We start from the raw sequence: 25,261 nt of genomic DNA on the forward strand, positions 1-25,261 counted from the left end.
GTAAGAACAAGGAACGAAGATGCCCCCCAAGAAGAAGAAGCTCGCAGGGCTGATCAAGCTTCAGATCCAGGCTGGTCAGGCCAACCCTGCACCGCCCGTGGGTCCCGCGCTCGGTCAGCACGGCGTGAACATCATGGAGTTCTGCAAGGCTTACAACGCGGCGACTGAGTCCCAGCGCGGCAACGTGATCCCTGTCGAGATCTCCGTCTACGAAGACCGGACCTTCGACTTCAAGCTGAAGACCCCTCCGGCCGCCAAGCTGCTGCTCAAGGCTGCTGGTGTGCAGAAGGGCTCCGGCGAGCCGCACAAGACCAAGGTCGCGACCGTGACCATGGATCAGGTGCGCGAGATCGCGAAGACCAAGCAGGAAGACCTCAACGCGAACGACATCGACGCGGCCGCGAAGATCATCGCCGGCACCGCGCGCTCGATGGGTATCACCGTCGAGGGTTAATCCTCCACCGTGGGAGGGCCGGCCAGGCCCGTAACCACAACTGAACCATTCACCCGGGTCGAGACCCAGGGTGAGAAGTAAGGACAGAAGAAATGGCAAAGCGCAGCAAGGCATACCTCGCCGCCGCTGAGAAGATCGACGCGGACCAGCTTTACAGCCCCCTGCAGGCTGCGAAGCTGGCCAAGGAGACCTCGTCGGCCAAGATGGACGCGACCGTCGAGGTTGCAGTCCGTCTGGGCGTCGACCCCCGCAAGGCGGACCAGATGGTTCGCGGCACGGTCAACCTGCCGCACGGCACCGGTAAGACCGCCCGCGTCATCGTCTTCGCCGTGGGCGAGAAGGCCGCCGAGGCCGAGGCCGCCGGTGCGGACGCCGTCGGCTCCGAGGATCTGATCGAGCGCATCCAGGGCGGTTGGACCGACTTCGACGCCGCGATCGCCACCCCTGACCAGATGGCCAAGGTCGGCCGCATCGCCCGCGTCCTCGGACCGCGTGGCCTGATGCCGAACCCGAAGACCGGCACCGTTACGCCGGACGTCGCGAAGGCTGTCGCGGACATCAAGGGCGGCAAGATCAACTTCCGCGTCGACAAGCAGGCCAACCTGCACTTCGTGATCGGCAAGGCGTCGTTCGACGAGGCCAAGCTGGTCGAGAACTACGGCGCAGCGCTGGACGAGATCCTGCGTGCCAAGCCGTCGTCGGCGAAGGGCCGCTACGTCAAGAAGGTCACGGTTTCGACCACCACCGGACCGGGCATCCCGGTGGACCCGAACCGTACCCGCAACCTCCTCGAGGACGGCGAGTAAGTCGCGAATCCTCGCGACCTGATCGACATCGAAGGCCGGCACAGAGTTCTCTCTGTGCCGGCCTTCGGCGTTCTCCAGGCGCGGTCCTCAGTCCTGTTCGCGCCGCCACGCGAGCATCGCCCCGCGGCCCGCGGCGGGCGCCCACGGCAGGAGGACGGCGACGACGACCGCACACAGCACGACGGCGCCCGCCGAGACGAGCGACGCTGCATGCGCTCCCTGCAGAACCGCGGTCTTCATCGTCGTGATGAGGTGCTCACGCTGCGGTTCGAGCATCGAGGGGAGTTCCCTGTTCCGGATCTCGAGCACACTGAGGATCGTGGCGCGCGCGAAGCTCTTCTCGTCGTCGTTCATGAGGGAAGCGGGGACGTTGTCGATGATCGGGGAGATCTTCCCGACGTAGTACGACGCGACGATCGATCCGAGGACGGCGACGCCGAGGGTTCCGCCCACCTCTCTGGTGGTGTCGTTGACCGCCGAGCCGGCGCCGGCCTCGTCGAGCGGCAGCGACGACATGATCGACTCGGTGGCCGGTCCCTGGACGATCGCCAGCCCGAGCGCCATCGACACCATCGACGGCAGAACGTCGGTGAGGTAGTTGCTGTCGATGTCGACCTGACCGCCGAGATACAGCCCTAGGCCGGTCAGGAGCAGGCCGAAGACGAGGACGGCCGTCGTTCCGATCCGCTGGGCCAACAGCGTCGCGATCGGCGCGCCCACCGCGACGGAGATCGCGAACGGCAGCGACGCGATCCCGAACTCGAGCGGCGTGTACTCGCGCACGCCCTGGAAGTACTGCGTGATGAGGAACAGGAACCCGAACATCGAGAAGTAGGAGACAGCGATCGCGAGGGCCGGAAGCGAGAACCGCCGGACCCGGAACAGCCGCATGTCGAGGATCGGCGCGGGGGCGCGCAGTTCCCACACCACGAAACTCACGAGGACGACGATCGACGCCGCGACGGTGCCGAGGGTGACGGCGGAGAGCCAGCCGTGACGGGGCGCCTCGATGATCGCCCACACCAGTCCGGTGATGCCGACGACGGAGGCCACGATGCCGACGACGTCGAGGCGGCCGACGGACGAGGACTTCGATTCCGGAACCAGCAGCAGCGTCGCCACGAGCGCGACCAGGGCGACGGGGACGTTGATCCAGAACACCGCGTGCCATGAGAAGTGTTCGAGGAGCCAGCCGCCCGAGACGGGTCCGATCGCGATGGCGAATCCGGCCATCGCCGTCCATGCCGCGATCGCGAGTGCCCTCTCGCGGACGTCGGTGAAGATGTTGATGATCAGGGCGAGCGTCGCCGGGAAGACGGCTGCGGCGAACACACCCATCGCCGCGCGGGCCGCGATCACCTGTCCGAGCGACGTGGCGGACGCCCCGACGACGGACATCAGCGCGACGCCGACGAGACCGATCGTCATGACTCGGCGTCGGCCGTGCCGGTCGCCCAGGTTGCCGCACGCGAGGAGCAGGCCGGCGAAGGTGAGCGTGTAGGCGTCGACCACCCACTGGAGTCCGCTGACGTCGGTGCGGAGCTGGACCCCGATCGACGGCAACGCGACGTTGACGATCGTGTTGTCGAGAACGACGAGAAGTTCGGCGAGGCAGATCACCGCGAGTGCGAGGAATCTGCGCCGGCGTCCGAGACCGTCGGCGGTCGCGGCGGGGGTCATGAGAGTCATGGCCGAAACGTAGTCCAATATATGTTACTCAAGGTTACGTTCAAATGTGCGGCGTCGGCCACACTCTCACCGCAATGTGAGGTGTCCCACAAAGAGTGAAGGTCGGGCACGATGCGCTTTGCGTCCCGGGCGGCGCTTCGTTAGAGTGCTCGTTGGAGTTCGGCGTTCGATGCGAATTCCGCCCCAAAACATGTTCTACCCAAGACCGTTGGTCACCGTGCCCAGTAATGGAATCGGTTGAAGGTCCGGAATTGCCCGGCGGCCCACGCAGGAGGACGAGGTGGGGGATGTTTGTCTGCGCCCGGCCCTGGCCGGTTGGATGGATCTCCTCGTGTACGCCCCGTGTGCCCTGCACCGGGGCGTTTTGCATGTCACGGCCCGAAGTGGAACAACGACTGTCACGAGAGGAGGCGAAGTATGGCAAAGCCTGAGAAGGTTTCTGCAGTTGCAGAGATCACCGAGCAGTTCAAGGACTCGTCCGCCGCCGTGATCACGGAATACCGTGGTCTGTCGGTTACGAGTCTGACGCAGCTGCGACGCGCTCTCGGAGAGGGTGCCACCTACTCCGTCGCCAAGAACACCCTGGTCAAGCGTGCCGCCGCTGAGGCGGGCGTCGAGGGTCTTGACGACCTGTTCGTCGGACCGACCGCCATTGCATTCATCAAGGGCGAGCCGGTCGACGCTGCCAAGGCCATCAAGGCCTTCGCTAAGGACAACAAGGCACTCGTCATCAAGGGCGGGTACATGGACGGCGCTGCGCTGTCCGTGGATCAGGTCAACCAGATCGCGGACCTCGAGTCCCGCGAGATCCTGTTGGCCAAGCTCGCCGGCGCGATGAAGGGCAACTTGGCAAAGGCCGCTGGCCTGTTCAACGCTCCCGCTTCGCAGGTGGCCCGTCTGGCCGCCGCGCTGCAGGAGAAGAAGGCTGCGGAGGGTGGGGCCGCCGAGGCTCCCGCCGACGCCGCTGCCGAATAGCTGATCCGCACCTGCGCATCACAACCATCACCACCTGTCCGGTCGCGGATCGGCGACACAGGACTTAAGAGGAAGGACCGCCACCATGGCGAAGCTCACCACCGAAGAGTTGCTGGACCAGTTCAAGGAGCTGACCCTGCTCGAGCTCTCGGAGTTCGTGAAGGCGTTCGAGGAGACCTTCGAGGTCACCGCTGCTGCTCCGGTCGCCGTTGCCGTTGCCGGCGCCCCGGCTGCCGCTGAGGCTGCTGAGGAGCAGGACGAGTTCGACGTCATCCTCGAGTCGGCTGGCGACAAGAAGATCCAGGTCATCAAGGTCGTCCGTGAGGTCGTCTCCGGCCTGGGCCTGAAGGAAGCCAAGGACCTCGTCGAGGGTGCTCCGAAGCCGATCCTGGAGAAGGTCGCCAAGGACGCAGCTGACGCTGCCAAGGAGAAGCTCGAGGCTGCCGGCGCGAAGATCACCGTCAAGTAAGACGATTATCTGCGCTGCTTCCTGACGAAGCATCGAGAAGAGGGCCGTCCCCGGTTGGGGGGCGGCCCTCTTCTTTGTTGTCGACATGTCCCGATGGTCGGGACTGTCTGGTCTTGTCCCCTTACTTACTCATAAGTAATATGCGGTGTCACGGATAACACTTCGATGCGATAGAGTGACGCAACCCACAGCTGATCACAGTGGGGGGACGTGCCTGACGCAGGAGGTAATGGTGGGAGTCGAGGTAGCAGTCGAGGGACTCACGAAGTCTTTCGGCTCTCAGAAGATCTGGCAGGACGTGACGCTCACGCTGCCGGCCGGAGAGGTCAGTGCGCTGCTGGGCCCGTCCGGTACCGGTAAGTCGGTGTTCCTCAAGTCCCTGATCGGTCTGCTGCGGCCCGAAGAGGGGTCGATCGTCATCGACGGGACCGACATCCTGCAGTGCTCCTCCCGCGAACTGTACGAGATCCGGAAGCTGTTCGGCGTCCTGTTCCAGGATGGCGCGCTGTTCGGGTCGATGAACCTGTACGACAACGTGGCCTTCCCTTTGCGAGAGCACACCAAGAAGACCGAGTCCGAGATCCGCAAGATCGTCATGGAGAAGCTCGAGCTCAACGGCCTGGTCGGCGCGGAGGGCAAGCTCCCCGGCGAGATCTCCGGCGGTATGCGCAAGCGCGCCGGGCTCGCTCGTGCGCTGGTGCTCGATCCCCAGATCATCCTCGTCGACGAGCCGGACTCGGGTCTCGACCCGGTCCGCACGACATACCTCAGCCAGCTCCTGATCGACATCAACTCGCAGATCGACGCGACGATCCTGATCGTGACGCACAACATCAACCTGGCCCGTACCGTGCCCGACAACCTGGGCATGCTGTTCCGCAAGCAGCTCGTCATGTTCGGTCCGCGCGAGGTGCTGCTCACCAGCGACGAACCCGTCGTGCACCAGTTCCTCAACGGCTCCAAGATCGGCCCGATCGGCATGTCGGAGGAGAAGGACGAGGCCCAGATGGCGCACGAGCAGGCGCTCGTCGACGCCGGCCATCACCACGGCGGCACCGACGACGTCTACGGCGTGGTGCCGCAGATGCAGGCCACGCCGGGTCTGCCCTTCCGCCAGGCGGTCGCGCGGCGACAGGCCCGCGTCCGCCAGATCCTGCACACGCTGCCGATCGAGGCGCAGCAGAGCATCCTCGCGAGCATGGAGGACGATCAGGCCACCCAGGTGATCCCCACGTACGACGACGGAGGACTCGGACAGTCCACGTACGGGCACGGATAGGGGACTGTGTATGGGGGGCACCCGCACTTCGATGATGAAGCCGGTCACCGGAGCGTTGACTCAGGCCGGCAACATCGTCCAACTGTTCGTCGACGTCGTACGTAACACGTTCAAGCGGCCGTTCCAGTTCAAGGAGTTCATCGAACAGGCGTGGTTCATCGCGAGCGTGACGATCCTGCCGACCGCGCTCGTCGCGATCCCGTTCGGTGCGGTCGTGTCGTTGCAGACCGGGTCGCTGATCAAGCAGTTGGGTGCGGAAGCGTTCACGGGTGCCGCCAGCGTCCTCGCCGTGATCCAGCAGGGCAGTCCGATCGTGACGGCTCTGTTGATCGCGGGCGCCGCGGGTTCCGCGGTCACCGCCGATCTCGGTTCGCGGACGATCCGCGAGGAGATCGACGCGATGGAGGTCCTCGGCATCAATCCGATCCAGCGACTGGTCGTTCCGCGGGTCCTGGCGATGGTGCTGGTCGCGGTGCTCCTCAACGGGCTGGTCTCGGTCGTCGGCATCGCGGGCGGCTACTTCTTCAACGTCATCCTCCAGGGCGGCACCCCCGGCGCCTACCTCGCGTCGTTCTCGGCGCTCGCGCAGCTGCCCGACCTGTACATCGCCGAGGTCAAGGCGGCGATCTTCGGCGTCATCGCGGGTGTCATCGCGGCCTACAAGGGACTCACGCCCAAGGGCGGACCCAAGGGCGTCGGCGAGGCAGTCAACCAGGCCGTCGTCATCACGTTCCTGGTGTTGTTCTTCGCGAACCTCATCCTGACCACCGTGTACCTGCAGGTCGTCCCGGCGAAGGGAGCATGAGTCGATGACGATCGCACGTGGTCGCGGCGACTACGCACTGATCCGGGCGCGCCGCTTGGCGCGTAAACCGCTCGACGTGCTCGACAACGCCGGCGAGCAGATGTCGTTCTACTCGCGGGCCATCGCGTGGACGCCGCGGACGTTGCGCCGCTACCGCAAGGAGATGCTGCGACTGCTCGCCGAGGTGACCTTCGGCAGCGGCGCGCTCGCGGTGATCGGCGGCACCATCGGCGTCATCGTGATGATGTCCGGCTTCACCGGCGTCGTCGTCGGTCTGCAGGGGTTCGCCGCCCTCGACCAGATCGGCAGCTCCGTACTGACCGGCTTCCTGTCGGCGTACGTCAACACGCGCGAGATCGCGCCGGTCGTCGCGGCACTTGCGCTGTCGGCCACGGTCGGCTGTGGTTTCACCGCCCAGCTCGGTGCGATGCGCATCTCGGAGGAGATCGACGCGCTCGAGGTGATGGCGGTGCCCAGCGTGCCGTTCCTGGTCACGACCCGGATGATCGCCGGCTTCGTCGCGGTGATCCCGCTGTACATCGTCGGTCTGCTCGCCGCGTACCTCGCGTCGCGCGTGGTCAGCACCGTGTTCAACGGTCAGTCCACCGGCTCGTACGACCACTACTTCAACCTGTTCCTGCCGCCCGAGGACGTGTTGTGGTCCTTCGGCAAGGTGCTGGTGTTCGCGTTCGTCCTGATCCTCATCCACTGCTACTACGGGTTCCACGCCCGCGGCGGCCCGGCCGGCGTCGGCGTCGCGGTCGGCCACGCCGTGCGCACCGCCCTCGTCACCATCGCCGTCCTGGACTTCTTCCTGAGCCTCGCGATCTGGGGCACGACGACCACGGTGCGGGTGGCCGGATGATCGAGACGCCGTCGAAGCTGCGCCGCCGCATCCTTGGAGTCGCGTTCTTCCTGGTCCTCGCCCTGTTCGTGGGCGGCACGATTGCCAGCTACAACAAGACGTTCAAGCCTGTCGTCAAGGTCGATCTCGTGACCGACACCGTCGGCAACGCGCTCCCGCGCAATGCGGACGTCAAGGTCCGCGGCCTCATCGTCGGCGAGGTGCGCGACGCGTCCACGTCCAACGGCAAGGTCACGTCGGTCATGGCGATCGAACCGGACAAGGCCGAGTTGATCCCGTCGAACGCGACCGCCCGCCTGCTCCCGAAGACGCTGTTCGGCGAGCGGTACGTCGACCTGGTCATGCCGGAGAATGCGAGCCCGAACCCGATCGCGGCCGGCGGCACCATCTACCAGGACAAGAGCGGTAACGCCGTCGAACTCGGCAAGATGCTCGATGGCCTGCTGCCGCTGCTGCAGGCCATCCCACCGGAGAGCCTGGCGTCCACGCTGGGTGCGCTGTCGCAGGCACTGGACGGCCGCGGCGAGCAGATCGGGGTCACGCTCGACCAGCTGGACACGATCTTCGCCGGCGTCAACACCCGGATGCCGGACCTGAAGGCGGGTCTCCAGAGTTTCGCGACGTTCACCCAGACGTACTCGGAGGCTGCTCCGCAGTTGATCGATGCGCTCGACAACCTGCGCACCACCAACGCGACGATCGTGCAGGAGCGGAGTTCGATCGACGCGCTCATGGCGTCGGTGACGTCGACCGGCTCGAGCACCGCGGATCTGCTGGCCACCAACCGTGATTCGCTCATCTCGATCGCGGCGGACTCGCGCGAGGCGCTCGAGATCCTGGCGCGTTTCTCCGGGACGTTCGGCTGCACCTTCAAGAACTTCGCGGACGTGATGAGGCGGTCGGGGGCAATCACCGGCGAGGGCTCCGACCTGCCCGGCGCGCGGGCGACGATCGAACTCGTCAATCCCCGTGGCCGCTACCTGCCCAACCAGGACGAACCGCGGCTGATCGACACCCGTGGGCCGCGTTGCTACGAGCCGCCGCCGCTGGGCACCGACATCGGCCAGTACCCGGGCGGTTCGATCCACGACGGTTCGTACCAGGTCCCGACCCGGAACGCGGGCGACCAGAACATCCCGGAGATTCCGGCCCCGCAGTACTCGGTGATGCCGGCGGCGACGGCGCCCGTGACGTACGTGGGCTCGCAGCTCGAGCGTGACACCCTCGCCGTCGTATACGGCGAAGCGACCGGCACAGCCCCGGCGGACGTGCCGTCCTGGACCACCAGGATCGGCGCCCCGGCGCTCCGTGGAAAGGAGGTGAGCGTCAAGTGAAGCGACAGCTGCGAGGGGTGGCTGCGCCGCTCGTCAAACTGCTGGTCTTCGCGGTGATCACGATCATCGCGACGGGCTTTCTCGCCTTGACGATCTCGAACTCCACCTCCACCGGGGGCACCAGGTTCAACGCCCGGTTCACCGACGTGACCTCACTCAACAAGGGGGACGAGGTCCGCATCGCCGGTGTCCGCGTCGGTCAGGTGACGAAGATCGAGATCGTCGACGACCGCGAGGCGCAGGTCGAGTTCGCGGTCACCGACCGGAACTGGCTGCCCGCCAGTACGACCGCGACGATCCGGTTCCGCAACCTCGTCGGGCAGCGGTACATCGCGCTCGAGCAGGGCACCGGTCAGCAGGGTTACAAGATGAACGCGGGGGAGACGATCCCGCTGGACCGGACCAAGCCGGCCGTGAACCTCACGACGCTGTTCAACGGCTTTCGGCCGCTGTTCCAGACGCTCAGCGCCGACGACGTCAACAAACTGTCGTACCAGATCATCCAGGTGTTCCAGGGGGAGGGCGGAACGATCGAGGAGCTCGTGGCGAACACCGCGTCCCTGACCAACACGATCGCCGACAAGGACAAGGTGATCGGCCAGCTGATCACCAACCTCAACCAGGTGCTCGACACCGTCAACAAGCGTGACGAGCAGGTCGACCAGCTGATCGTGAACACCGAGCGCCTGGTGAGCGGGCTCAACACCGACCGTGGCGTGATCGGGCAGTCGGTGCAGTCGCTCTCGGAGCTCACCAGCGCGACCGCGGATCTCCTGGTGCCGACGCGTCCGTCGATCCAGGGCTCGATCGCGGGCCTCAACACGCTGGCCGGACACGTCAACGAGCGATCCGCCGATGTGAACAAGGTGCTCGCGAATCTGCCGGTGAAGATGGAGAAGCTGGGGCGCGCCGGTAGCTACGGGTCGTGGTTCCAGTTCTACCTGTGCGGCATCGACATCGTCGCCGGGCCGGGCACGGCGCCGCAGCTCAACCTGCCGACAAACCTGCCGACGGTCAACCAGCCGATTTACACCAATGCGGCTCCCCGCTGCTACGCGGAGGGTGGCCGATGACGAAGAAGCGCAATCCGGCGGTCACCGGAGGCCTCGGCATCCTGGTGATTCTGCTCGCCACCATGTCGGCGTTCTTCCTCGACAGCCTGCCGATCGTCGGCGCTGCCAATCGGTACACCGCCGAGTTCTCGGAGGCCGCGGGCCTCAAGCCGGGCAACGAGGTCCGAGTGGCCGGCGTGAAGATCGGCAAGGTCACCGACATCGACCTGGCCGGTGACCGGGTGCTCGTCACGTTCCAGACCAAGGATGCGTGGGTGGGCGACCAGACGACGGCGTCGATCCAGATCAAGACGATCCTGGGGCAGAAGTACCTCGCCCTCGACCCGCGCGGCACCGAGGTGCTCGACCCGCGGACGCCGATCCCGCTCGAGCGGACCACGTCGCCGTACGACGTGATCGACGCGTTCAGCGACGCGGCGACGACGCTCGAGCAGATCGACACGACGCAGCTGGCGTCGAGCTTCGAGGTGCTGTCTCAGTCGTTCGCGGGAACGCCCGACGAGATCCGTGGGTCGCTCGACGGTGTCGCCCGGCTGTCGGAGACGATCGCCAAGCGCGACCAGGAGCTGGGGAAACTGTTCGAGGCGACCAAGCAGACGTCGCAGATTCTCGCGGATCGGAACGAGCAGTTCGAGAAGATCCTCGCGAACGGCGGCACCTTGCTGGCGGAGCTCAACACCCGCCAGCAGGCCATCGGGCAGCTGCTCACCAGCACCCAGACGCTGTCGCGGGAGCTCACGGGGCTGGTCGCCGACAACGAGGCCCAGATCACCCCGGCGCTCACGCAGTTGCAGGGCGTCATCGACATCCTCAACGCGAACCAGCAGAACGTGAGCAAGGCGCTCGAGTACGCGGCGCCGTTCTACCGGATCTACGCCAACGTCCTCGGAAACGGTCGATGGTTCGACACTGTCGTGACGAACCTGACCCCGCCCGGGCTGCCGGACATCCCCGGATACCGCGAGCCCTTCCGCACCCTGGGGGGTAACTGATGAGTGAGGCTCGGGCCGGAACCCGCAGGTGGATTCCGGTGGCGCTGATCGCGGCGTTCGCCGTCGTTGTCGCCGGTGTGCTGTGGTGGGTGTTCCAGAACGCGGGAACCACCAAGATCACCGCCTACTTCGACAAGTCCGTGGGCATCTACGAGGGCTCCGACGTGCGCGTGCTCGGCGTGAAGGTCGGCAGCGTCGATTCGGTGGTCCCGCAGGGCGACCAGGTGCAGGTCACGATGACCGTCGAGCGCGGGGTCGACATCCCGGCCGACGCGAAGGCCGCGCAGGTGACGCCGTCGGTCGTCTCCGACCGCTACATCCAGCTCACCCCGGCCTACACGGGTGGCGAGAAGATGAGCCGCGATGCGACCATCCCGCGGGAGCGGACGGCGACGCCGGTAGAGGTCGACGAGCTGTACGCGAGCGTCACCCAGTTGTCGGAGGCGCTGGGTCCGAACGGCGCCAACAAGGACGGCGCGCTGTCGGACCTCGTCGACACGGCGGCCGCGAACCTCGACGGCAACGGCGACGCGCTGGGCAACACGTTCACGCAGCTCTCGGCGGCGGCACGCACGCTGTCGGACTCTCGCGCCGACATCTTCGACACCGTCAAGAACCTGCAGGTGTTCGTGAGCGCCCTCGCCGCGAACGACGCGCAGGTGCGCCAGTTCAACACCCAGTTGGCCGACCTGAGCGGGTTCCTGGCGGGGGAGAAGCAGAACCTGGGGCTGGCGCTCAACCAGCTGTCGCTCGCGCTCGGCGACGTGGCCCGGTTCGTCGAGAACAATCGGGATCTGCTCGCGCAGAACCTCGACGGGCTCACGACAGTCACCCGGACGGTGGCGGATCAGCGGGACGCGCTCGCGGAGGCGCTGGTGACGATTCCGTTGGCGGTGAGCAATCTGGTCAATGCGCACGACGCCGAGTCGGGCACGCTGCAGATGCGCGTCGACCTGCCGGATCTGCAGGATCCGTTCGGCCTGGGCTGCAAGCTCATCGACGTGGCGAAGCTGATGCCCGGTGATCCGCGGTTCGAGGCGCTGGGGCGGCAGATGCAGCCGGTGATCGACAACTGCAAGGTCGTCACGGATCAGCTGACGGCCGGTGTGAAGACCCCGACGCTGAACCTGCCGCTCGGCATCCTGAGCGGCGACAACCAGCAGCGCGGCACCGTGCCGGGCACCGTCCCGGGTACGCCGTCGCCGCGGCTGGGCGGAACCCAGGGGGGCACGCCGTGAGGACTCTGCGGACCAGGGCGGCTGTGGTTGCCGCGGGAATGTGCGTGCTCGCGGTGGCCGCGACGGGATGCGCCTCGGGTGGGATCTACTCGGTCCCGCTGCCCGGCGGCGCCGACATCGGCAACGATCCGATGCACGTGAAGATCGAGTTCGACGACGTGCTCGATCTCGTGCCCCAGTCGACCGTCAAGGTCGACGGTGTTCCGGTGGGCCGGGTCGAGAGCATCGAGGTGGCGAACGACGGCTGGACCGCGCAGGTCGAGACCCTGGTCAACAGGTCGGTCGATCTGCCGGCCAACGCGGTCGCCGAGGTGCAGCAGTCGAATCTGCTGGGTGAGAAGTTCATCGCGATCTCGGCGCCGGATGCGGACCCGTCCACCGAGCGGTTGGCGAGCGGCGCGACGATCCCGGTGGATCGCACCCGGCACGCCACCGACATCGAGCAGGTGCTCGGCGCGATGTCGCTGCTGCTCAACGGTGGCGGCGTCGCGCAGTTGCAGCCGATCGTCTCGGAGCTCGAGACGGCGCTCGACGGTCGAGAGACGAAGGTTCGTGGTCTGCTCGAGCAGGCCAACACCCTGGTCGCGGGACTCGACGAGCAGCGCGACTCGATCACGCGCGCGCTGGACGGCCTGGACACGCTCAGCGCCCGCGTCGGCGACCAGACGGCCAAGCTCGAGAAGATCCTCGACGAGCTACCGCAGGGCGTGAACATCCTCGCCGAGCAGCGCCCGCAGCTGGTGCAGATGCTCGCGCAGGTGGATCGGCTCGGTCAGGTGGGCACCGACGTCATCAACGAGTCGAAGGACAACCTGATCGCCGATCTGCGGGCATTGCGGCCGACGCTGCAGCAGCTCGCCGACGCCACCCCGGACATCATCACGTCGGCGCCGATCGTGCCCACGTTCCCGTTCCCGGACTCGATCATTCCCTCGATCCACGGCGGCATGTCCAACGTGTTCCTGTCCATCGACCTGCAGATCGGTGACACCCTGTCGAACCTCGGTGTCGGCAAGGGGGACCCGGCGTACTACCCGCCGGAGTACGGTCCGCCGGTGCCGGTGAACCCGAGCAACCCGTACTACAACGGCAACGGCGCGCGGCCGGGCTGGCCGACGGTGTCGCTGCTGCCGCTGCCGCCGATCGTGCCCAATCCGGTTCCGGCGCCCGGCACCTCGCCGGTGTCCGCGCCGCTGACCGCGCAGCAGAACCCGTTCGATGCGTTCCTGAAGCAGCTGGGGGTGGGTGAGTAATGGTCTCGCGTCTGGCCAGGTGGCAGTTGGTGGCGTTCATCGTCGTGGCGGTACTCGGTATCAGCTACGTCGGTGCCAAGTACGTGCGGCTGGACACGCTGCTGGGGTTCGGCGAGTACCAGGTGGACGCGCAGCTCGCGAACTCCGGCGGCATCTTCACCAACGCCGAGGTGACGTACCGCGGGGTGCCCGTCGGCCGGGTCGGCGACCTCACGCTGACCGAGCACGGCGTGTCGGTCGCACTCATGATCGACGACGGAGCGCCGAAGATCCCGGCGTCGGCGAAGGCCGTCGTCGCCAACCGGTCCGCGATCGGTGAGCAGTACGTGGACCTGCAGCCGGACACCGACGAGGGTCCCTACCTCACCGACGGCTCGGTGATCACCCAGCCGAACACGTCGACGCCGATTCCGGTCGAGGACCTGATCGGAAGTGTCGACAGTCTCGCGCGGTCGGTGCCCACCGATGCGCTGCACACCACCGTCGTGGAGCTGGGCAAGGCGCTCACCGGCAAGGGGGAGGACCTGCAGGTCCTGGTCGATTCGCTCGGCCGGTTCACCGCGACCGCGAACGAGGCGCTGCCGCAGACGCTCGCGCTCGTCAGCGACGGCCGGACGGTGTTCGACACCCAGGCCGACCAGTCCGGCGCGATCCGTCAGTTCAGCGACGGCCTCCAGCAGGTCGCCGCGCAGCTGAAGTCGAGCGACCCCGACGTCCGCCGGCTGATCGGCACCGGGGCCGACGCCAGCGACACGGTCGGCAAGGTCGTGGCGAACAGCGGCGACGCCCTGACCACGAATCTGACGAACCTGAACACGACGCTGACCACGCTCGCGCCCCGATCGGTCGCGCTGCAGCCGCTGTTCCAGTTCCTGCCGGCCCTGTCGGCGGGTGCGTCGGACGTCGCGCCCGGCGACGGCACCATCCACTTCGGGCTGGTGCTCGAGACCAACAATCCGGTGCCGTGCACGCCGGGCTACGAGGGCACCCAGGAGATCCTCGCGCAGATGAAGGCCCAGAACCCGAGCTTCGACGACACCGTCGACGACTTCCCGTTCAACACGAAGGTGCGGTGCGCGGTCGAGCAGGGCAACCCGACCGGCGTCCGCAGCGCCGAACGCATCGTCTACGCCGATCCGCGGACCCCGCAGCCGTGGGACAGCACCCCCAAGACCGATCCCGACAAGTTGAATCTGAACCCGATCGCCACCCAGCTCGCGACCCTGATGGGCGTCGTGCCGGCCCGGTAGCGGTCGGCGAGCATTCGTTACCCGAGAGTAAGGTTGCCGCGTGACGGACACCACGACCAAGAACAGCAAGACCCTCGTCGCGGCAACCGTTGCGGTGGTCGTTCTCCTCGTCGGCGCCGTCGTGGCGGCCGGCTGGTTCGGTGTCGGATGGGCGCAGGCCGCGTTCGTGGAGAAGCCCAAGGCGGACGCCCGCGAGTCGGTGCTGTCCGACGCCCGCCAGGCGGCGATCAACCTCAACTCGTTCGACGCCGACAACCTCGACCAGTCGTTCGCGAACATCGAGTCGTCGATCACAGGCGGCCTGGTCGACGACCTGAACTCGACGAAGGACCAGCTCGCGCAGCAGACGAAGCAGACCGGCGCCCGCAGCACCGCCGAGGTGCTGGGCGCGACGCTGACGTCGCTGAACACCGACGACGGCACGGCCGACGCGCTCGTCGTCCTCGCCACGACGACGACGTGGCCTGACCAGTCGTCCCGCAAGGTGCGGGTGACCATGCGTCTGACCATGGACGAGGGCGACGACGGCGTCTGGCGGGCGTCGAAGTCCGTGAACCTCGGCAATGCTGCGGTGCTCGACGAGTCTCCCGCGAAGGCGCCCGCACAGGCGCCCGCACCGACCCCGCCGGCGGATCCGAACGCCGGATCGGCCACGCCCGCGCCCGACGCCGGTGGCCAGTAGCGCCCGCCTGCCCCGCCCGTTCCGGGTCGACGTCCCCCCGCGGTGACGTCGCTGCCCGTTGGAAGGAGTTCTCCAGTGCCTCCCATTCGTCGTAACACGAGGTTGAACACGCCGCAGCGGCGACCGAAGATCGCCGGTGCCTCGGGGCGCCCCGGGACCGACGCGGGTTCGGCGCCGGGTGCCGCCGTCGTCGACGAGCCGACACCGGTCGAGTCTGCGCCGGTGGAGTCTGCGCCGGTCGAGGTGTCGGAGGTCGAGACGATGGCGACGGAGGCGGAAGCTGCGGTCGTCGACCCGAGCCCCGTCGTCGAGGACGCCCCTGCCGCGCGGGAAGGCCGGCTCGGCTGGCGGCTCGTCGCGGTCCTGGGTGGGGTCGCGGTGGTGGCGGCGGCGTTCGCGGTCGTCGCCGCGTTCCGGCCGGGAGCGCAGGCGAGCAACACCGCCTACGTCGACATCGCCGCGACCTCGGAGGTGACGGACGCGACGCGGACTGCCCTGACCACGCTGTACGCGTACGCCCCGGACTCCATCGACCAGTACCCGGACCGGGCTCGGGGCGTGCTGACGGAGAACATGCGGGCCGAGTTCGACAAGACGGTCGATCCGACGGTGTCGGCGGTCAAGCAGTCCGGCACCAGCACCACAGTCGAGCTGAGCGATGTCGGGGTCAAGGTTCTGGACCGCGACCGGGCCGAATTGATCGTGAATATGACCGTCAGTGCCGAGGCGAACGGTGTCGCACAGGACAGTGCGTCGGGCCCGTTGATCGTTCGGATGGAAAAAGTGGACGACGTGTGGCTATTGTCTGACATTGCGGATCAGTAGTCGGGCGCTCGACAGATCGGTCAGCGCCTTGCTGTCGCCCGACGCTCACGGTCCCGAATCTTCCCGGTGCTCCCGACGAGCATTGCGAGTCGAAACACCGGGACTAGGCTTGACGCGACGATGATCACGCGTCACTCTATGCGTGAACATTCACGCGGTCTCCCGCGTGCGGCACCCATCCCGGGTGTCCTTTCTGCTGCCCGGCTCGACATCTACTGAGTTTGGGTGTACTTTTGGACGTTGCGCTGGCTGCCTCCTGTCCACCTCTCGACCTCACTGCCGCGAAGTGATCCGCTTCCTGCTCCTGTGGCGAGGATTCGTTCGGGTTGTGACCAGCGAATTCGCCCCACATGAAGAAGCAGATACAGCGGCGGTCGCACCAGCAAGAGCGGCCCGCGTGAGGTGCTGGAAGGACGCATCTTGGCAGTCTCTAGCCAGACCAAGGCAGTTGCCGGAATCCCCGGAGCCCCCAGGAGGGTTTCGTTCGCGAAGATTCGCGAGCCCCTCGAGGTGCCAGGGCTCCTCGATCTACAGACTGATTCGTTCGAATGGTTGATCGGCTCGCAGGGCTGGCGTGAGCGCGCAGCCGCGCGTGGCGACGGAGCGGTCCAGGGTGGTCTCGACGAGATCCTGGCCGAGCTTTCGCCGATCGAGGATTTCTCGGGGTCGATGTCCCTGTCCTTCTCCGACCCTCGCTTCGACGAGGTCAAGGCCTCGGTCGACGAGTGCAAAGACAAGGACATGACCTACGCGGCGCCGCTGTTCGTCACCGCGGAGTTCATCAACAACAACACCGGTGAGATCAAGAGCCAGACGGTCTTCATGGGTGACTTCCCGATGATGACCGACAAGGGCACGTTCATCATCAACGGCACCGAGCGCGTCGTCGTCTCGCAGCTCGTCCGCTCGCCGGGCGTGTACTTCGACGATTCGATCGACAAGAGCACCGAGAAGACCCTGCACAGCGTCAAGGTCATCCCGGGCCGTGGTGCGTGGCTCGAGTTCGACGTCGACAAGCGCGACACCGTGGGTGTCCGTATCGACCGCAAGCGCCGTCAGCCGGTTACCGTGCTGCTCAAGGCGCTGGGTTGGACCACCGAGCAGATCACTCAGCGTTTCGGTTTCTCCGAGATCATGATGTCGACGCTCGAGAAGGACAACACCGCCGGCACCGACGAGGCGCTGCTCGACATCTACCGCAAGCTGCGTCCGGGTGAGCCGCCGACGAAGGAGAGCGCGCAGACCCTCCTGGAGAACCTGTTCTTCAAGGACAAGCGCTACGACCTCGCTCGCGTGGGCCGCTACAAGATCAACAAGAAGCTGGGCCTGAACACCGGCCTGCCGATCGAGGCGTCGACCCTCACCGAGGAAGACATCGTCGCCACGATCGAGTACCTGGTGCGTCTGCACGCCGGCGACACCACGATGACCGCTCCGGAGGGCGTCGAGGTTCCCGTCGAGGTCGACGACATCGACCACTTCGGTAACCGTCGTCTGCGCACCGTGGGCGAGCTCATCCAGAACCAGATCCGCGTGGGCCTGTCCCGCATGGAGCGCGTTGTCCGCGAGCGCATGACGACCCAGGACGTCGAGGCGATCACGCCGCAGACCCTGATCAACATCCGCCCGGTCGTCGCCGCGATCAAGGAGTTCTTCGGAACCTCCCAGCTGTCGCAGTTCATGGACCAGAACAACCCGCTGTCGGGTCTGACCCACAAGCGTCGTCTGTCGGCGCTGGGCCCGGGCGGTCTGTCGCGTGAGCGCGCCGGCCTCGAGGTGCGAGACGTCCACTCGTCGCACTACGGCCGCATGTGCCCCATCGAGACCCCTGAAGGCCCGAACATCGGCCTGATCGGCTCGCTCTCGGTGTACGCGCGGGTCAACCCGTTCGGCTTCATCGAGACGCCGTACCGCAAGGTCGTCGACGGCCAGGTCACCGACCAGGTGGACTACCTGACCGCGGACGAGGAGGACCGCCACGTCGTGGCGCAGGCCAACTCGCCGGTCGACTCCGCCGGTCACTTCGTCGAGGATCGCGTCCTGGTTCGCCGTAAGGGCGGCGAGGTCGAGTTCGTCTCGTCCTCGGACGTCGACTACATGGACGTCTCGCCGCGCCAGATGGTCTCCGTCGCGACCGCGATGATTCCGTTCCTCGAGCACGACGACGCCAACCGTGCCCTCATGGGTGCGAACATGCAGCGTCAGGCGGTGCCGCTGGTCCGCAGCGAGTCCCCGCTGGTCGGTACCGGCATGGAGCTGCGTGCCGCGGTCGACGCCGGCGACGTCATCGTCACCGAGAAGAGCGGCGTCGTCGAGGAGGTCTCCTCCGACTACGTCACCGTCATGGCCGACGACGCCAGCCGCAAGACGTACCGTCTGCGCAAGTTCGCGCGCTCCAACCAGGGCACGTGCGCCAACCAGCGTCCGATCGTGGACGAGGGCCAGCGCGTCGAGGCCGGCCAGGTCCTCGCCGACGGCCCCTGCACCGAGAACGGTGAGATGGCGCTCGGCAAGAACCTGCTCGTGGCGATCATGCCGTGGGAGGGCCACAACTACGAGGACGCGATCATCCTGTCGCAGCGCCTCGTGGAGGAGGACGTGCTCACCTCGATCCACATCGAGGAGCACGAGATCGACGCCCGCGACACCAAGCTCGGTGCCGAGGAGATCACCCGGGACATCCCGAACGTCTCCGACGAGGTGCTGGCTGACCTCGACGAGCGCGGCATCGTCCGCATCGGTGCCGAGGTCCGCGACGGCGACATCCTGGTCGGCAAGGTCACCCCGAAGGGTGAGACCGAGCTGACCCCGGAGGAGCGGCTGCTGCGCGCGATCTTCGGTGAGAAGGCCCGCGAGGTTCGCGACACCTCCCTGAAGGTGCCGCACGGTGAGTCCGGCAAGGTCATCGGCATCCGCGTGTTCTCGCGCGAGGACGACGACGATCTGCCTCCGGGCGTCAACGAGCTGGTTCGCGTCTACGTTGCCCAGAAGCGCAAGATCCAGGACGGCGACAAGCTCGCCGGCCGCCACGGCAACAAGGGCGTCATCGGCAAGATCCTCCCGCAGGAGGACATGCCGTTCCTGCCCGACGGCACCCCGGTCGACATCATCCTGAACACCCACGGTGTTCCGCGTCGTATGAACATCGGCCAGGTGCTCGAGACGCACCTCGGCTGGATCGGCAAGACCGGCTGGAACGTGCAGATCGCTGCCGACGGCACGCGTCCCGAGTGGGCGCAGAACCTGCCCGAGGAGATGCTGTCCGCGCCGGCCGACTCGAACATCGCCACCCCGGTGTTCGACGGTGCCAAGGAGGACGAGCTCACCGGTCTGCTCGGTGCGACGCTGCCGAACCGTGACGGTGAGCAGATGGTCGGGTCGGACGGCAAGGCGACGCTGTTCGACGGTCGCTCCGGCGAGCCGTTCCCGTACCCGGTGTCGGTCGGCTACATGTACATCATCAAGCTGCACCACCTGGTCGACGACAAGATCCACGCGCGTTCGACCGGTCCGTACTCGATGATCACCCAGCAGCCGCTCGGCGGTAAGGCCCAGTTCGGTGGCCAGCGCTTCGGTGAGATGGAGTGCTGGGCGATGCAGGCGTACGGCGCCGCCTACACCCTGCAGGAGCTGCTCACCATCAAGTCGGACGACGTGGTCGGCCGCGTGAAGGTGTACGAGGCCATCGTCAAGGGCGAGAACATCCCCGAGCCGGGCATTCCCGAGTCCTTCAAGGTGCTCCTCAAGGAGCTCCAGTCGCTCTGCCTCAACGTGGAGGTGCTGTCCTCGGACGGCGCGGCCATCGCGATGGCGGACGGCGACGACGAGGACCTCGAGCGTGCCGCCGCGAACCTGGGCATCAACCTGTCCCGGAACGAGGCCGCGACCGTGGACGATCTCGCGAACTAGTTTTCGGTCCCCGGGCTGTGATCCGTCGCAGCCCGGGGGCGCTAGAGCACATTTGAATTGGCAGTCAGGAGAAGCGGATCTCACCCGCTGATCCACAATCCCTCTGGGGAAAGGAAGTTACGTGCTCGACGTCAACTTCTTCGATGAACTCCGCATCGGTCTCGCGACCGCGGAGGACATCCGCAACTGGTCCTACGGCGAGGTCAAGAAGCCGGAGACCATCAACTACCGCACGCTCAAGCCCGAGAAGGACGGCCTCTTCTGCGAGAAGATCTTCGGCCCCACCCGGGACTGGGAGTGCTACTGCGGTAAGTACAAGCGTGTCCGCTTCAAGGGCATCATCTGTGAGCGCTGCGGCGTCGAGGTGACGCGCGCCAAGGTGCGTCGTGAGCGCATGGGCCACATCGAGCTCGCGGCTCCCGTGACCCACATCTGGTACTTCAAGGGTGTGCCGAGCCGCCTCGGTTACCTGCTCGACCTGGCTCCGAAGGATCTCGAGAAGATCATCTACTTCGCCGCCTACGTCATCGTCGGTGTCGACGAGGAGCTGCGTCACAACGAGCTCTCCACGCTCGAAGCCGAGATGGAGGTCGAGAAGAAGACCGTCGCCGACCAGCGCGACGCCGATCTCGAGGCCCGCGCCCAGAAGCTCGAAGCGGACATCGCCGAGCTCGAGGCCGAGGGTGCCAAGTCCGACGTCCGCCGCAAGGTCAAGGACGGCGGCGAGCGCGAGATGCGTCAGCTCCGTGACCGTGCCCAGCGTGAGCTGGACCGGCTCGATGAGATCTGGAACACCTTCACCAAGCTGAGCGTCAAGCAGCTCATCGTGGACGAGGGTCTGTACCGCGAGATCGTCGACCGTTACGGCGAGTACTTCACGGGCGCGATGGGCGCGGAGTCCATCCAGATCCTCATGCGCAACTTCGACATCGAGGCCGAGGCCGAGTCCCTGCGCGAGACCATCCGCAGCGGCAAGGGTCAGAAGAAGCTGCGCGCCCTCAAGCGTCTGAAGGTCGTCGCCGCGTTCCAGCAGTCGGGCAACTCGCCCATGGGCATGGTCCTCGACGCCGTCCCGGTGATCCCGCCGGAGCTGCGTCCGATGGTCCAGCTCGACGGTGGCCGTTTCGCGACGTCCGACCTGAACGACCTGTACCGCCGCGTCATCAACCGCAACAACCGCCTCAAGCGACTGATCGACCTCGGGGCTCCCGAGATCATCGTCAACAACGAGAAGCGGATGCTGCAGGAGTCCGTCGACGCGCTGTTCGACAACGGCCGCCGCGGTCGTCCGGTCACCGGTCCGGGTAACCGTCCGCTGAAGTCGCTGTCCGATCTGCTCAAGGGCAAGCAGGGCCGCTTCCGTCAGAACCTGCTCGGTAAGCGCGTCGACTACTCGGGTCGTTCGGTCATCGTCGTCGGTCCGCAGCTCAAGCTGCACCAGTGCGGTCTGCCGAAGCTGATGGCGCTCGAGCTGTTCAAGCCGTTCGTCATGAAGCGTCTGGTCGACCTCAACCACGCGCAGAACATCAAGTCCGCGAAGCGCATGGTCGAGCGTCAGCGTCCGCAGGTGTGGGACGTCCTCGAAGAGGTCATCAACGAGCACCCGGTGCTGCTGAACCGTGCACCTACGCTGCACCGCCTCGGCATCCAGGCTTTCGAGCCGCAGCTCGTCGAGGGCAAGGCCATCCAGCTGCACCCGCTCGTCTGTGAGGCGTTCAACGCCGACTTCGACGGTGACCAGATGGCCGTGCACCTGCCGCTGTCGGCAGAGGCGCAGGCCGAGGCCCGCATCCTGATGCTGTCGTCGAACAACATCCTGTCGCCGGCATCGGGCCGTCCGCTCGCCATGCCGCGTCTGGACATGGTGACGGGTCTGTTCCACCTGACCCGTCAGGTCGACGGTGCGATCGGCGAGTACAAGCCGGCCACCGACGGTCAGGCGGAGCACGGCGTGTACTCGTCCCCGGCCGAGGCCCAGATGGCCGTCGACCGTGGCGTGCTGTCCGTGCAGGCGGGTATCAAGGTGCGTCTGACGCATCAGCGTCCGCCGCGTGAGGTCGAGGCGGAGCTGTTCCCCGAGGGCTGGAACTACGGCGACGCCTGGATCACCGAGACGACTCTCGGCCGCGTCATGTTCAACGATCTGCTCCCGGCGGACTACCCGTTCATCAACGAGCAGATGCCGAAGAAGCGTCAGGCGACGATCATCAACGATCTCGCCGAGCGTTACCCGATGATCGTGGTCGCGCAGACCGTCGACAAGCTGAAGGACACCGGCTTCTACTGGGCCACCCGTTCCGGCGTGACGGTCTCGATCTCCGACGTCCTCGTGCCGCCGGAGAAGCCCCAGATCATGGAGCAGTTCGAGGCGCAGGCCGACCAGATCGAGAAGAAGTACCAGCGCGGTGCTCTCAACCACGCCGAGCGCAACAGCGCCCTGGTGAAGATCTGGTCCGAGGCCACCGACGAGGTCGGTAAGGCCATGGAGGCCCACTTCCCCGACGACAACCCGATCCCGATGATCGTGAAGTCCGGCGCGGCCGGCAACATGACTCAGGTTCGCTCGCTCGCCGGTATGAAGGGCCTGGTGACGAACCCGAAGGGTGAGTTCATCCCGCGTCCGATCAAGTCCTCCTTCAAGGAGGGCCTGACGGTTCTCGAGTACTTCATCAACACGCACGGTGCTCGTAAGGGTCTGGCCGATACCGCACTCCGCACCGCCGACTCGGGCTACCTGACCCGTCGTCTGGTGGACGTCTCGCAGGACGTCATCGTCCGCGAGGTCGACTGTGGCACCGAGCGCGGCATCATCACGCACATCGCGGAGAAGCAGGCCGACGGCACGATCATCCGCGACGCGCACGTCGAGACCTCGACGTACGCCCGCACCCTCGCCGCGGACGCGGTCGACGAGAACGGCAACGTCATCGTCGAGCGTGGCCACGACCTGGGCGATCCGGCGATCGACGCGCTGCTCGCAGCGGGTGTCACGCAGGTCAAGGTTCGCTCGGTGCTCACCTGCACCACGGCGACCGGTGTGTGTGCCACGTGCTACGGCCGCTCGATGGCCACCGGCAAGCTCGTCGACATCGGCGAGGCCGTCGGTATCGTTGCCGCGCAGTCGATCGGTGAGCCCGGTACCCAGCTGACGATGCGTACGTTCCACCAGGGTGGTGCGGCCGGCGCGGCCGACATCACCGGTGGTCTGCCGCGTGTCCAGGAGCTGTTCGAGGCCCGTGTCCCGAAGGGCAAGGCGCCCATCGCGGACGTCTCCGGCCGGGTGCAGCTCGAGGACGGCGAGCGCTTCTACAAGATCACCATCGTCCCGGACGACGGTGGCGAAGAGGTTGTCTACGACAAGCTCTCGAAGCGTCAGCGTCTGCGCGTGTTCAAGCACGACGACGGCTCCGAGCGCCTGCTGGCGGACGGTGACCACGTCGACGTCGGTCAGCAGCTCATGGAAGGTGCTGCCGACCCGCACGAGGTGCTGCGTGTCATGGGCCCCCGTCAGGTGCAGATCCACCTCGTCAACGAGGTCCAGGAGGTGTACCGGAGCCAGGGTGTGTCGATCCACGACAAGCACATCGAGGTCATCGTGCGCCAGATGCTGCGCCGCGTCACGATCATCGACTCGGGTGCGACGGAGTTCCTGCCCGGCTCGCTGGTCGAGCGCGCGGAGTTCGAGGCGTCCAACCGTCGCGTCGTCGCCGAGGGTGGCGAGCCCGCGGCCGGCCGTCCGGTGCTGATGGGTATCACCAAGGCGTCGCTGGCGACCGACTCGTGGCTGTCGGCCGCGTCCTTCCAGGAGACCACTCGAGTGCTGACCGATGCGGCGATCAACTGCCGCTCGGACAAGCTGATCGGTCTGAAGGAGAACGTGATCATCGGCAAGCTGATCCCGGCCGGCACCGGCATCAACCGGTACCGGAACATCCAGGTTCAGCCCACCGAGGAGGCTCGCGCGGCTGCGTACGCGGTTCCGTCTTACGACGACCAGTACTACAGCCCGGAGGGCTTCGGCACCGGCACCGGCGCCGCTGTTCCGCTGGACGACTACGGTTTCGGCAGCGATTACCGCTAGTCGGCACTACCGGTAACCGGTAGGAATGTCCGACACGAAGGTCCCGTCCCCACCCGGGGGCGGGACCTTCGTGCATGCTGGGTGGTGTACCACTGCGTACCCTGAGACCGAGTCGGGCTAATCGGACAAGTCGGGCGAGATGAGGGAAAAATGGCTGGGAAGAAGATCGACCGGGTCAAGGCCGAGAGCGCGCTCGAGGTCGTTCGCGAGAGTCCGACGATCGCACTGATCGTCGCGGCGCCGGCCATCGTCGTGTTCGGTGTCCTGTGGTGGCTCACCGGGTTCGGGACGGCGCTGCTGGTGACGCTGATCGTCGCGGGTCTCGCCGTCGTCGCGAAGAAGGTGTTCTAGCTACAGCTTCTCGACTCGCGCGACCGCACGGACTTCTCCCTCGACGAGGAACCACAGCAGCAGCGACGTGCCGTCCGCGAACGTGCGGATCCGGACGTGGTCGCGGGCGAAGATCGGGCTCAGGTGCTCGACGACGGCCCGGTGCGGTACCTCGCGAAGGTCCGGCCGGTCGGCCAGGTATTCCTCGACCGCGTGCCAGTAGGTGGCGTTGTTGACGTGGTTGAACGGGTCGATGTCCGTGGTCCGCAGGTGGAACGTGCGGTCCCCGACTTCCTGCTCCTCCCAGTCCTCCGACGCGGGTGGCGTCGCCGACAGCCACGGCTTCCAGCGGAGTCGGTGCTCGTCGGTGGTGCGCGCCAGGCTCTCGAGCATGCCGTCGCTGATCCGTGCCGGCATGCCGGTGTCGGTGCCGATGTTGATCCAGAATCCCTCGGTCTCGATCAGCGCGTCCTCGTCGCTCGTCAGCTGCACCCGCATCGCCGACCACCGGGTCGAATGCGCGGAACACCAGCGGCGTAGTCGGATCCGGTCCGGCCAGACGGCGGGCCGGTGCACGTCGATCACGGTGCGGCGCACGACCCACAACGGGTCGGTGTCGTCGAACCCGAAGGCGGTGACGTTGTCGCTGCCGATGTCCTGCAGGTAGCGGGCGACGCCGTCGAGGCGCAGGCGATACGCGCTGTCCACGTCCGCGGTGCGGATGGGGCGCGCGGTCTCGAAGCACAGTTCGGGCGGCGGTGCCGGTGCCAGGACGTGCGGTGCGGTGACGATCTGCGTTGCGGGGGCGATCTGCTCGGAAGCCACGGTGATCCCTCGGTTCGGCGGTTGTCGCCAGCGATTGTGGCAGGTCGTCGACGAGCCGGCACCCAATTCCCGCAGACGATGCTTGTTTCGCCGATGGGCGCCAAGTACAGTCCTGTAGCTGTAACTC

The 25,261-nt window shown here is 66.5% G+C and carries 20 protein-coding genes; 18 read left to right on the plus strand and 2 right to left on the minus strand.

Annotated elements, in window-relative coordinates; translation table 11 throughout:
• The first annotated feature begins 19 nt into the window (after nucleotides 1-19).
• Both rplK and rplA read left to right on the plus strand, forming a co-directional pair.
• A complete protein-coding gene (gene rplK, locus ABI214_RS19525) occupies nucleotides 20-454 on the plus strand; it encodes a 50S ribosomal protein L11 (RefSeq protein ID WP_031937663.1) in 435 nt (144 codons plus the stop codon).
• Between the two features lie 92 nt (nucleotides 455-546).
• On the plus strand, nucleotides 547-1,260 hold the full coding sequence (gene rplA / locus ABI214_RS19530; RefSeq protein ID WP_348604148.1) for a 50S ribosomal protein L1: 714 nt from the start codon (nucleotides 547-549) through the stop codon (nucleotides 1,258-1,260).
• An 87-nt stretch (nucleotides 1,261-1,347) separates the two neighbouring features.
• Here rplA and ABI214_RS19535 read toward each other — a convergent pair whose 3' ends face one another.
• A complete protein-coding gene (locus ABI214_RS19535; RefSeq protein ID WP_408587099.1) occupies nucleotides 1,348-2,949 on the minus strand; it encodes an MFS transporter in 1,602 nt (533 codons plus the stop codon).
• A 417-nt stretch (nucleotides 2,950-3,366) separates the two neighbouring features.
• Here ABI214_RS19535 and rplJ point away from each other — a divergent pair, with 417 nt between their 5' ends.
• From rplJ to ABI214_RS19615, 16 genes are all read left to right on the plus strand, one after another.
• Nucleotides 3,367-3,924, plus strand: a complete 558-nt coding sequence (gene rplJ / locus ABI214_RS19540; RefSeq protein ID WP_348604149.1) for a 50S ribosomal protein L10 — start codon at nucleotides 3,367-3,369, stop codon at nucleotides 3,922-3,924.
• A gap of 85 nt (nucleotides 3,925-4,009) precedes the next feature.
• Nucleotides 4,010-4,393 (plus strand): 50S ribosomal protein L7/L12, encoded by a 384-nt coding sequence (rplL, locus tag ABI214_RS19545; RefSeq protein WP_348604150.1) that lies wholly within the window; start codon nucleotides 4,010-4,012, stop codon nucleotides 4,391-4,393.
• A 229-nt stretch (nucleotides 4,394-4,622) separates the two neighbouring features.
• Nucleotides 4,623-5,672 carry an ABC transporter ATP-binding protein gene (locus tag ABI214_RS19550; RefSeq protein WP_348604151.1) on the plus strand — a complete coding sequence of 350 codons (1,050 nt, stop codon included), beginning with the start codon at nucleotides 4,623-4,625 and terminating at the stop codon, nucleotides 5,670-5,672.
• A 10-nt stretch (nucleotides 5,673-5,682) separates the two neighbouring features.
• Nucleotides 5,683-6,477, plus strand: a complete 795-nt coding sequence (locus ABI214_RS19555; RefSeq protein WP_280758437.1) for an MlaE family ABC transporter permease — start codon at nucleotides 5,683-5,685, stop codon at nucleotides 6,475-6,477.
• A 4-nt stretch (nucleotides 6,478-6,481) separates the two neighbouring features.
• Nucleotides 6,482-7,342 (plus strand): MlaE family ABC transporter permease, encoded by an 861-nt coding sequence (locus tag ABI214_RS19560; protein ID WP_348604152.1) that lies wholly within the window; start codon nucleotides 6,482-6,484, stop codon nucleotides 7,340-7,342.
• Nucleotides 7,339-8,676 (plus strand): MCE family protein, encoded by a 1,338-nt coding sequence (locus tag ABI214_RS19565; RefSeq protein ID WP_348604154.1) that lies wholly within the window; start codon nucleotides 7,339-7,341, stop codon nucleotides 8,674-8,676. Before ABI214_RS19560 ends, ABI214_RS19565 begins: the two co-directional genes overlap by 4 nt.
• 8 nt (nucleotides 8,677-8,684) lie before the next feature.
• Entirely contained in the window at nucleotides 8,685-9,749 is a 1,065-nt protein-coding gene (locus ABI214_RS19570; protein WP_348611803.1) for an MlaD family protein, read from the plus strand.
• A complete protein-coding gene (locus ABI214_RS19575) occupies nucleotides 9,746-10,741 on the plus strand; it encodes an MCE family protein (protein WP_348604155.1) in 996 nt (331 codons plus the stop codon). The genes ABI214_RS19570 and ABI214_RS19575 overlap by 4 nt, the downstream gene beginning before the upstream one ends.
• Complete coding sequence (locus ABI214_RS19580; protein WP_348604156.1) at nucleotides 10,741-11,979, plus strand: MCE family protein; 1,239 nt, start codon at nucleotides 10,741-10,743, stop codon at nucleotides 11,977-11,979. The genes ABI214_RS19575 and ABI214_RS19580 overlap by 1 nt, the downstream gene beginning before the upstream one ends.
• A 38-nt stretch (nucleotides 11,980-12,017) precedes the next feature.
• Nucleotides 12,018-13,232, plus strand: coding sequence for an MCE family protein (locus tag ABI214_RS19585; protein ID WP_348611806.1), 1,215 nt, complete (start codon nucleotides 12,018-12,020; stop codon nucleotides 13,230-13,232).
• Nucleotides 13,232-14,482, plus strand: a complete 1,251-nt coding sequence (locus ABI214_RS19590) for an MlaD family protein (protein ID WP_348604157.1) — start codon at nucleotides 13,232-13,234, stop codon at nucleotides 14,480-14,482. Before ABI214_RS19585 ends, ABI214_RS19590 begins: the two co-directional genes overlap by 1 nt.
• A 40-nt stretch (nucleotides 14,483-14,522) precedes the next feature.
• Nucleotides 14,523-15,164 (plus strand): mammalian cell entry protein, encoded by a 642-nt coding sequence (locus tag ABI214_RS19595; RefSeq protein WP_348604158.1) that lies wholly within the window; start codon nucleotides 14,523-14,525, stop codon nucleotides 15,162-15,164.
• 75 nt (nucleotides 15,165-15,239) lie between these two features.
• Nucleotides 15,240-15,989, plus strand: coding sequence for a mammalian cell entry protein (locus tag ABI214_RS19600; protein ID WP_348604159.1), 750 nt, complete (start codon nucleotides 15,240-15,242; stop codon nucleotides 15,987-15,989).
• Nucleotides 15,990-16,391: 402 nt separating this feature from the next.
• Nucleotides 16,392-19,898 carry a DNA-directed RNA polymerase subunit beta gene (gene rpoB, locus ABI214_RS19605; protein WP_348604160.1) on the plus strand — a complete coding sequence of 1,169 codons (3,507 nt, stop codon included), beginning with the start codon at nucleotides 16,392-16,394 and terminating at the stop codon, nucleotides 19,896-19,898.
• 121 nt (nucleotides 19,899-20,019) lie between these two features.
• A complete protein-coding gene (locus ABI214_RS19610; protein WP_348604161.1) occupies nucleotides 20,020-23,979 on the plus strand; it encodes a DNA-directed RNA polymerase subunit beta' in 3,960 nt (1,319 codons plus the stop codon).
• A 150-nt stretch (nucleotides 23,980-24,129) separates the two neighbouring features.
• Nucleotides 24,130-24,330, plus strand: coding sequence for a hypothetical protein (locus tag ABI214_RS19615; RefSeq protein WP_348604162.1), 201 nt, complete (start codon nucleotides 24,130-24,132; stop codon nucleotides 24,328-24,330).
• Here ABI214_RS19615 and ABI214_RS19620 read toward each other — a convergent pair whose 3' ends face one another.
• Nucleotides 24,331-25,134 (minus strand): acyl-[acyl-carrier-protein] thioesterase, encoded by an 804-nt coding sequence (locus ABI214_RS19620; RefSeq protein WP_408587089.1) that lies wholly within the window; start codon nucleotides 25,132-25,134, stop codon nucleotides 24,331-24,333. It abuts the gene before it with no gap.
• Nucleotides 25,135-25,261: the final 127 nt, after the last annotated feature.

The organism is Prescottella soli, from assembly GCF_040024445.1.
In the GTDB taxonomy this organism is placed as follows: Bacteria; Actinomycetota; Actinomycetes; order Mycobacteriales; family Mycobacteriaceae; genus Prescottella; species Prescottella soli.

Bases quoted from the DNA above. Each gene is read 5' to 3' on its own strand.
- rplK (WP_031937663.1), top strand. From the start codon at position 20: ATGCCCCCCAAGAAGAAGAAGCTCGCAGGGCTGATCAAGCTTCAGATC.
- rplA (WP_348604148.1), top strand. From the start codon at position 547: ATGGCAAAGCGCAGCAAGGCATACCTCGCCGCCGCTGAGAAGATCGAC.
- ABI214_RS19535 (WP_408587099.1), bottom strand. From the start codon at position 2,949: ATGACTCTCATGACCCCCGCCGCGACCGCCGACGGTCTCGGACGCCGG.
- rplJ (WP_348604149.1), top strand. From the start codon at position 3,367: ATGGCAAAGCCTGAGAAGGTTTCTGCAGTTGCAGAGATCACCGAGCAG.
- rplL (WP_348604150.1), top strand. From the start codon at position 4,010: ATGGCGAAGCTCACCACCGAAGAGTTGCTGGACCAGTTCAAGGAGCTG.
- ABI214_RS19550 (WP_348604151.1), top strand. From the start codon at position 4,623: ATGGTGGGAGTCGAGGTAGCAGTCGAGGGACTCACGAAGTCTTTCGGC.
- ABI214_RS19555 (WP_280758437.1), top strand. From the start codon at position 5,683: ATGGGGGGCACCCGCACTTCGATGATGAAGCCGGTCACCGGAGCGTTG.
- ABI214_RS19560 (WP_348604152.1), top strand. From the start codon at position 6,482: ATGACGATCGCACGTGGTCGCGGCGACTACGCACTGATCCGGGCGCGC.
- ABI214_RS19565 (WP_348604154.1), top strand. From the start codon at position 7,339: ATGATCGAGACGCCGTCGAAGCTGCGCCGCCGCATCCTTGGAGTCGCG.
- ABI214_RS19575 (WP_348604155.1), top strand. From the start codon at position 9,746: ATGACGAAGAAGCGCAATCCGGCGGTCACCGGAGGCCTCGGCATCCTG.
- ABI214_RS19580 (WP_348604156.1), top strand. From the start codon at position 10,741: ATGAGTGAGGCTCGGGCCGGAACCCGCAGGTGGATTCCGGTGGCGCTG.
- ABI214_RS19585 (WP_348611806.1), top strand. From the start codon at position 12,018: ATGTGCGTGCTCGCGGTGGCCGCGACGGGATGCGCCTCGGGTGGGATC.
- ABI214_RS19590 (WP_348604157.1), top strand. From the start codon at position 13,232: ATGGTCTCGCGTCTGGCCAGGTGGCAGTTGGTGGCGTTCATCGTCGTG.
- ABI214_RS19615 (WP_348604162.1), top strand. From the start codon at position 24,130: ATGGCTGGGAAGAAGATCGACCGGGTCAAGGCCGAGAGCGCGCTCGAG.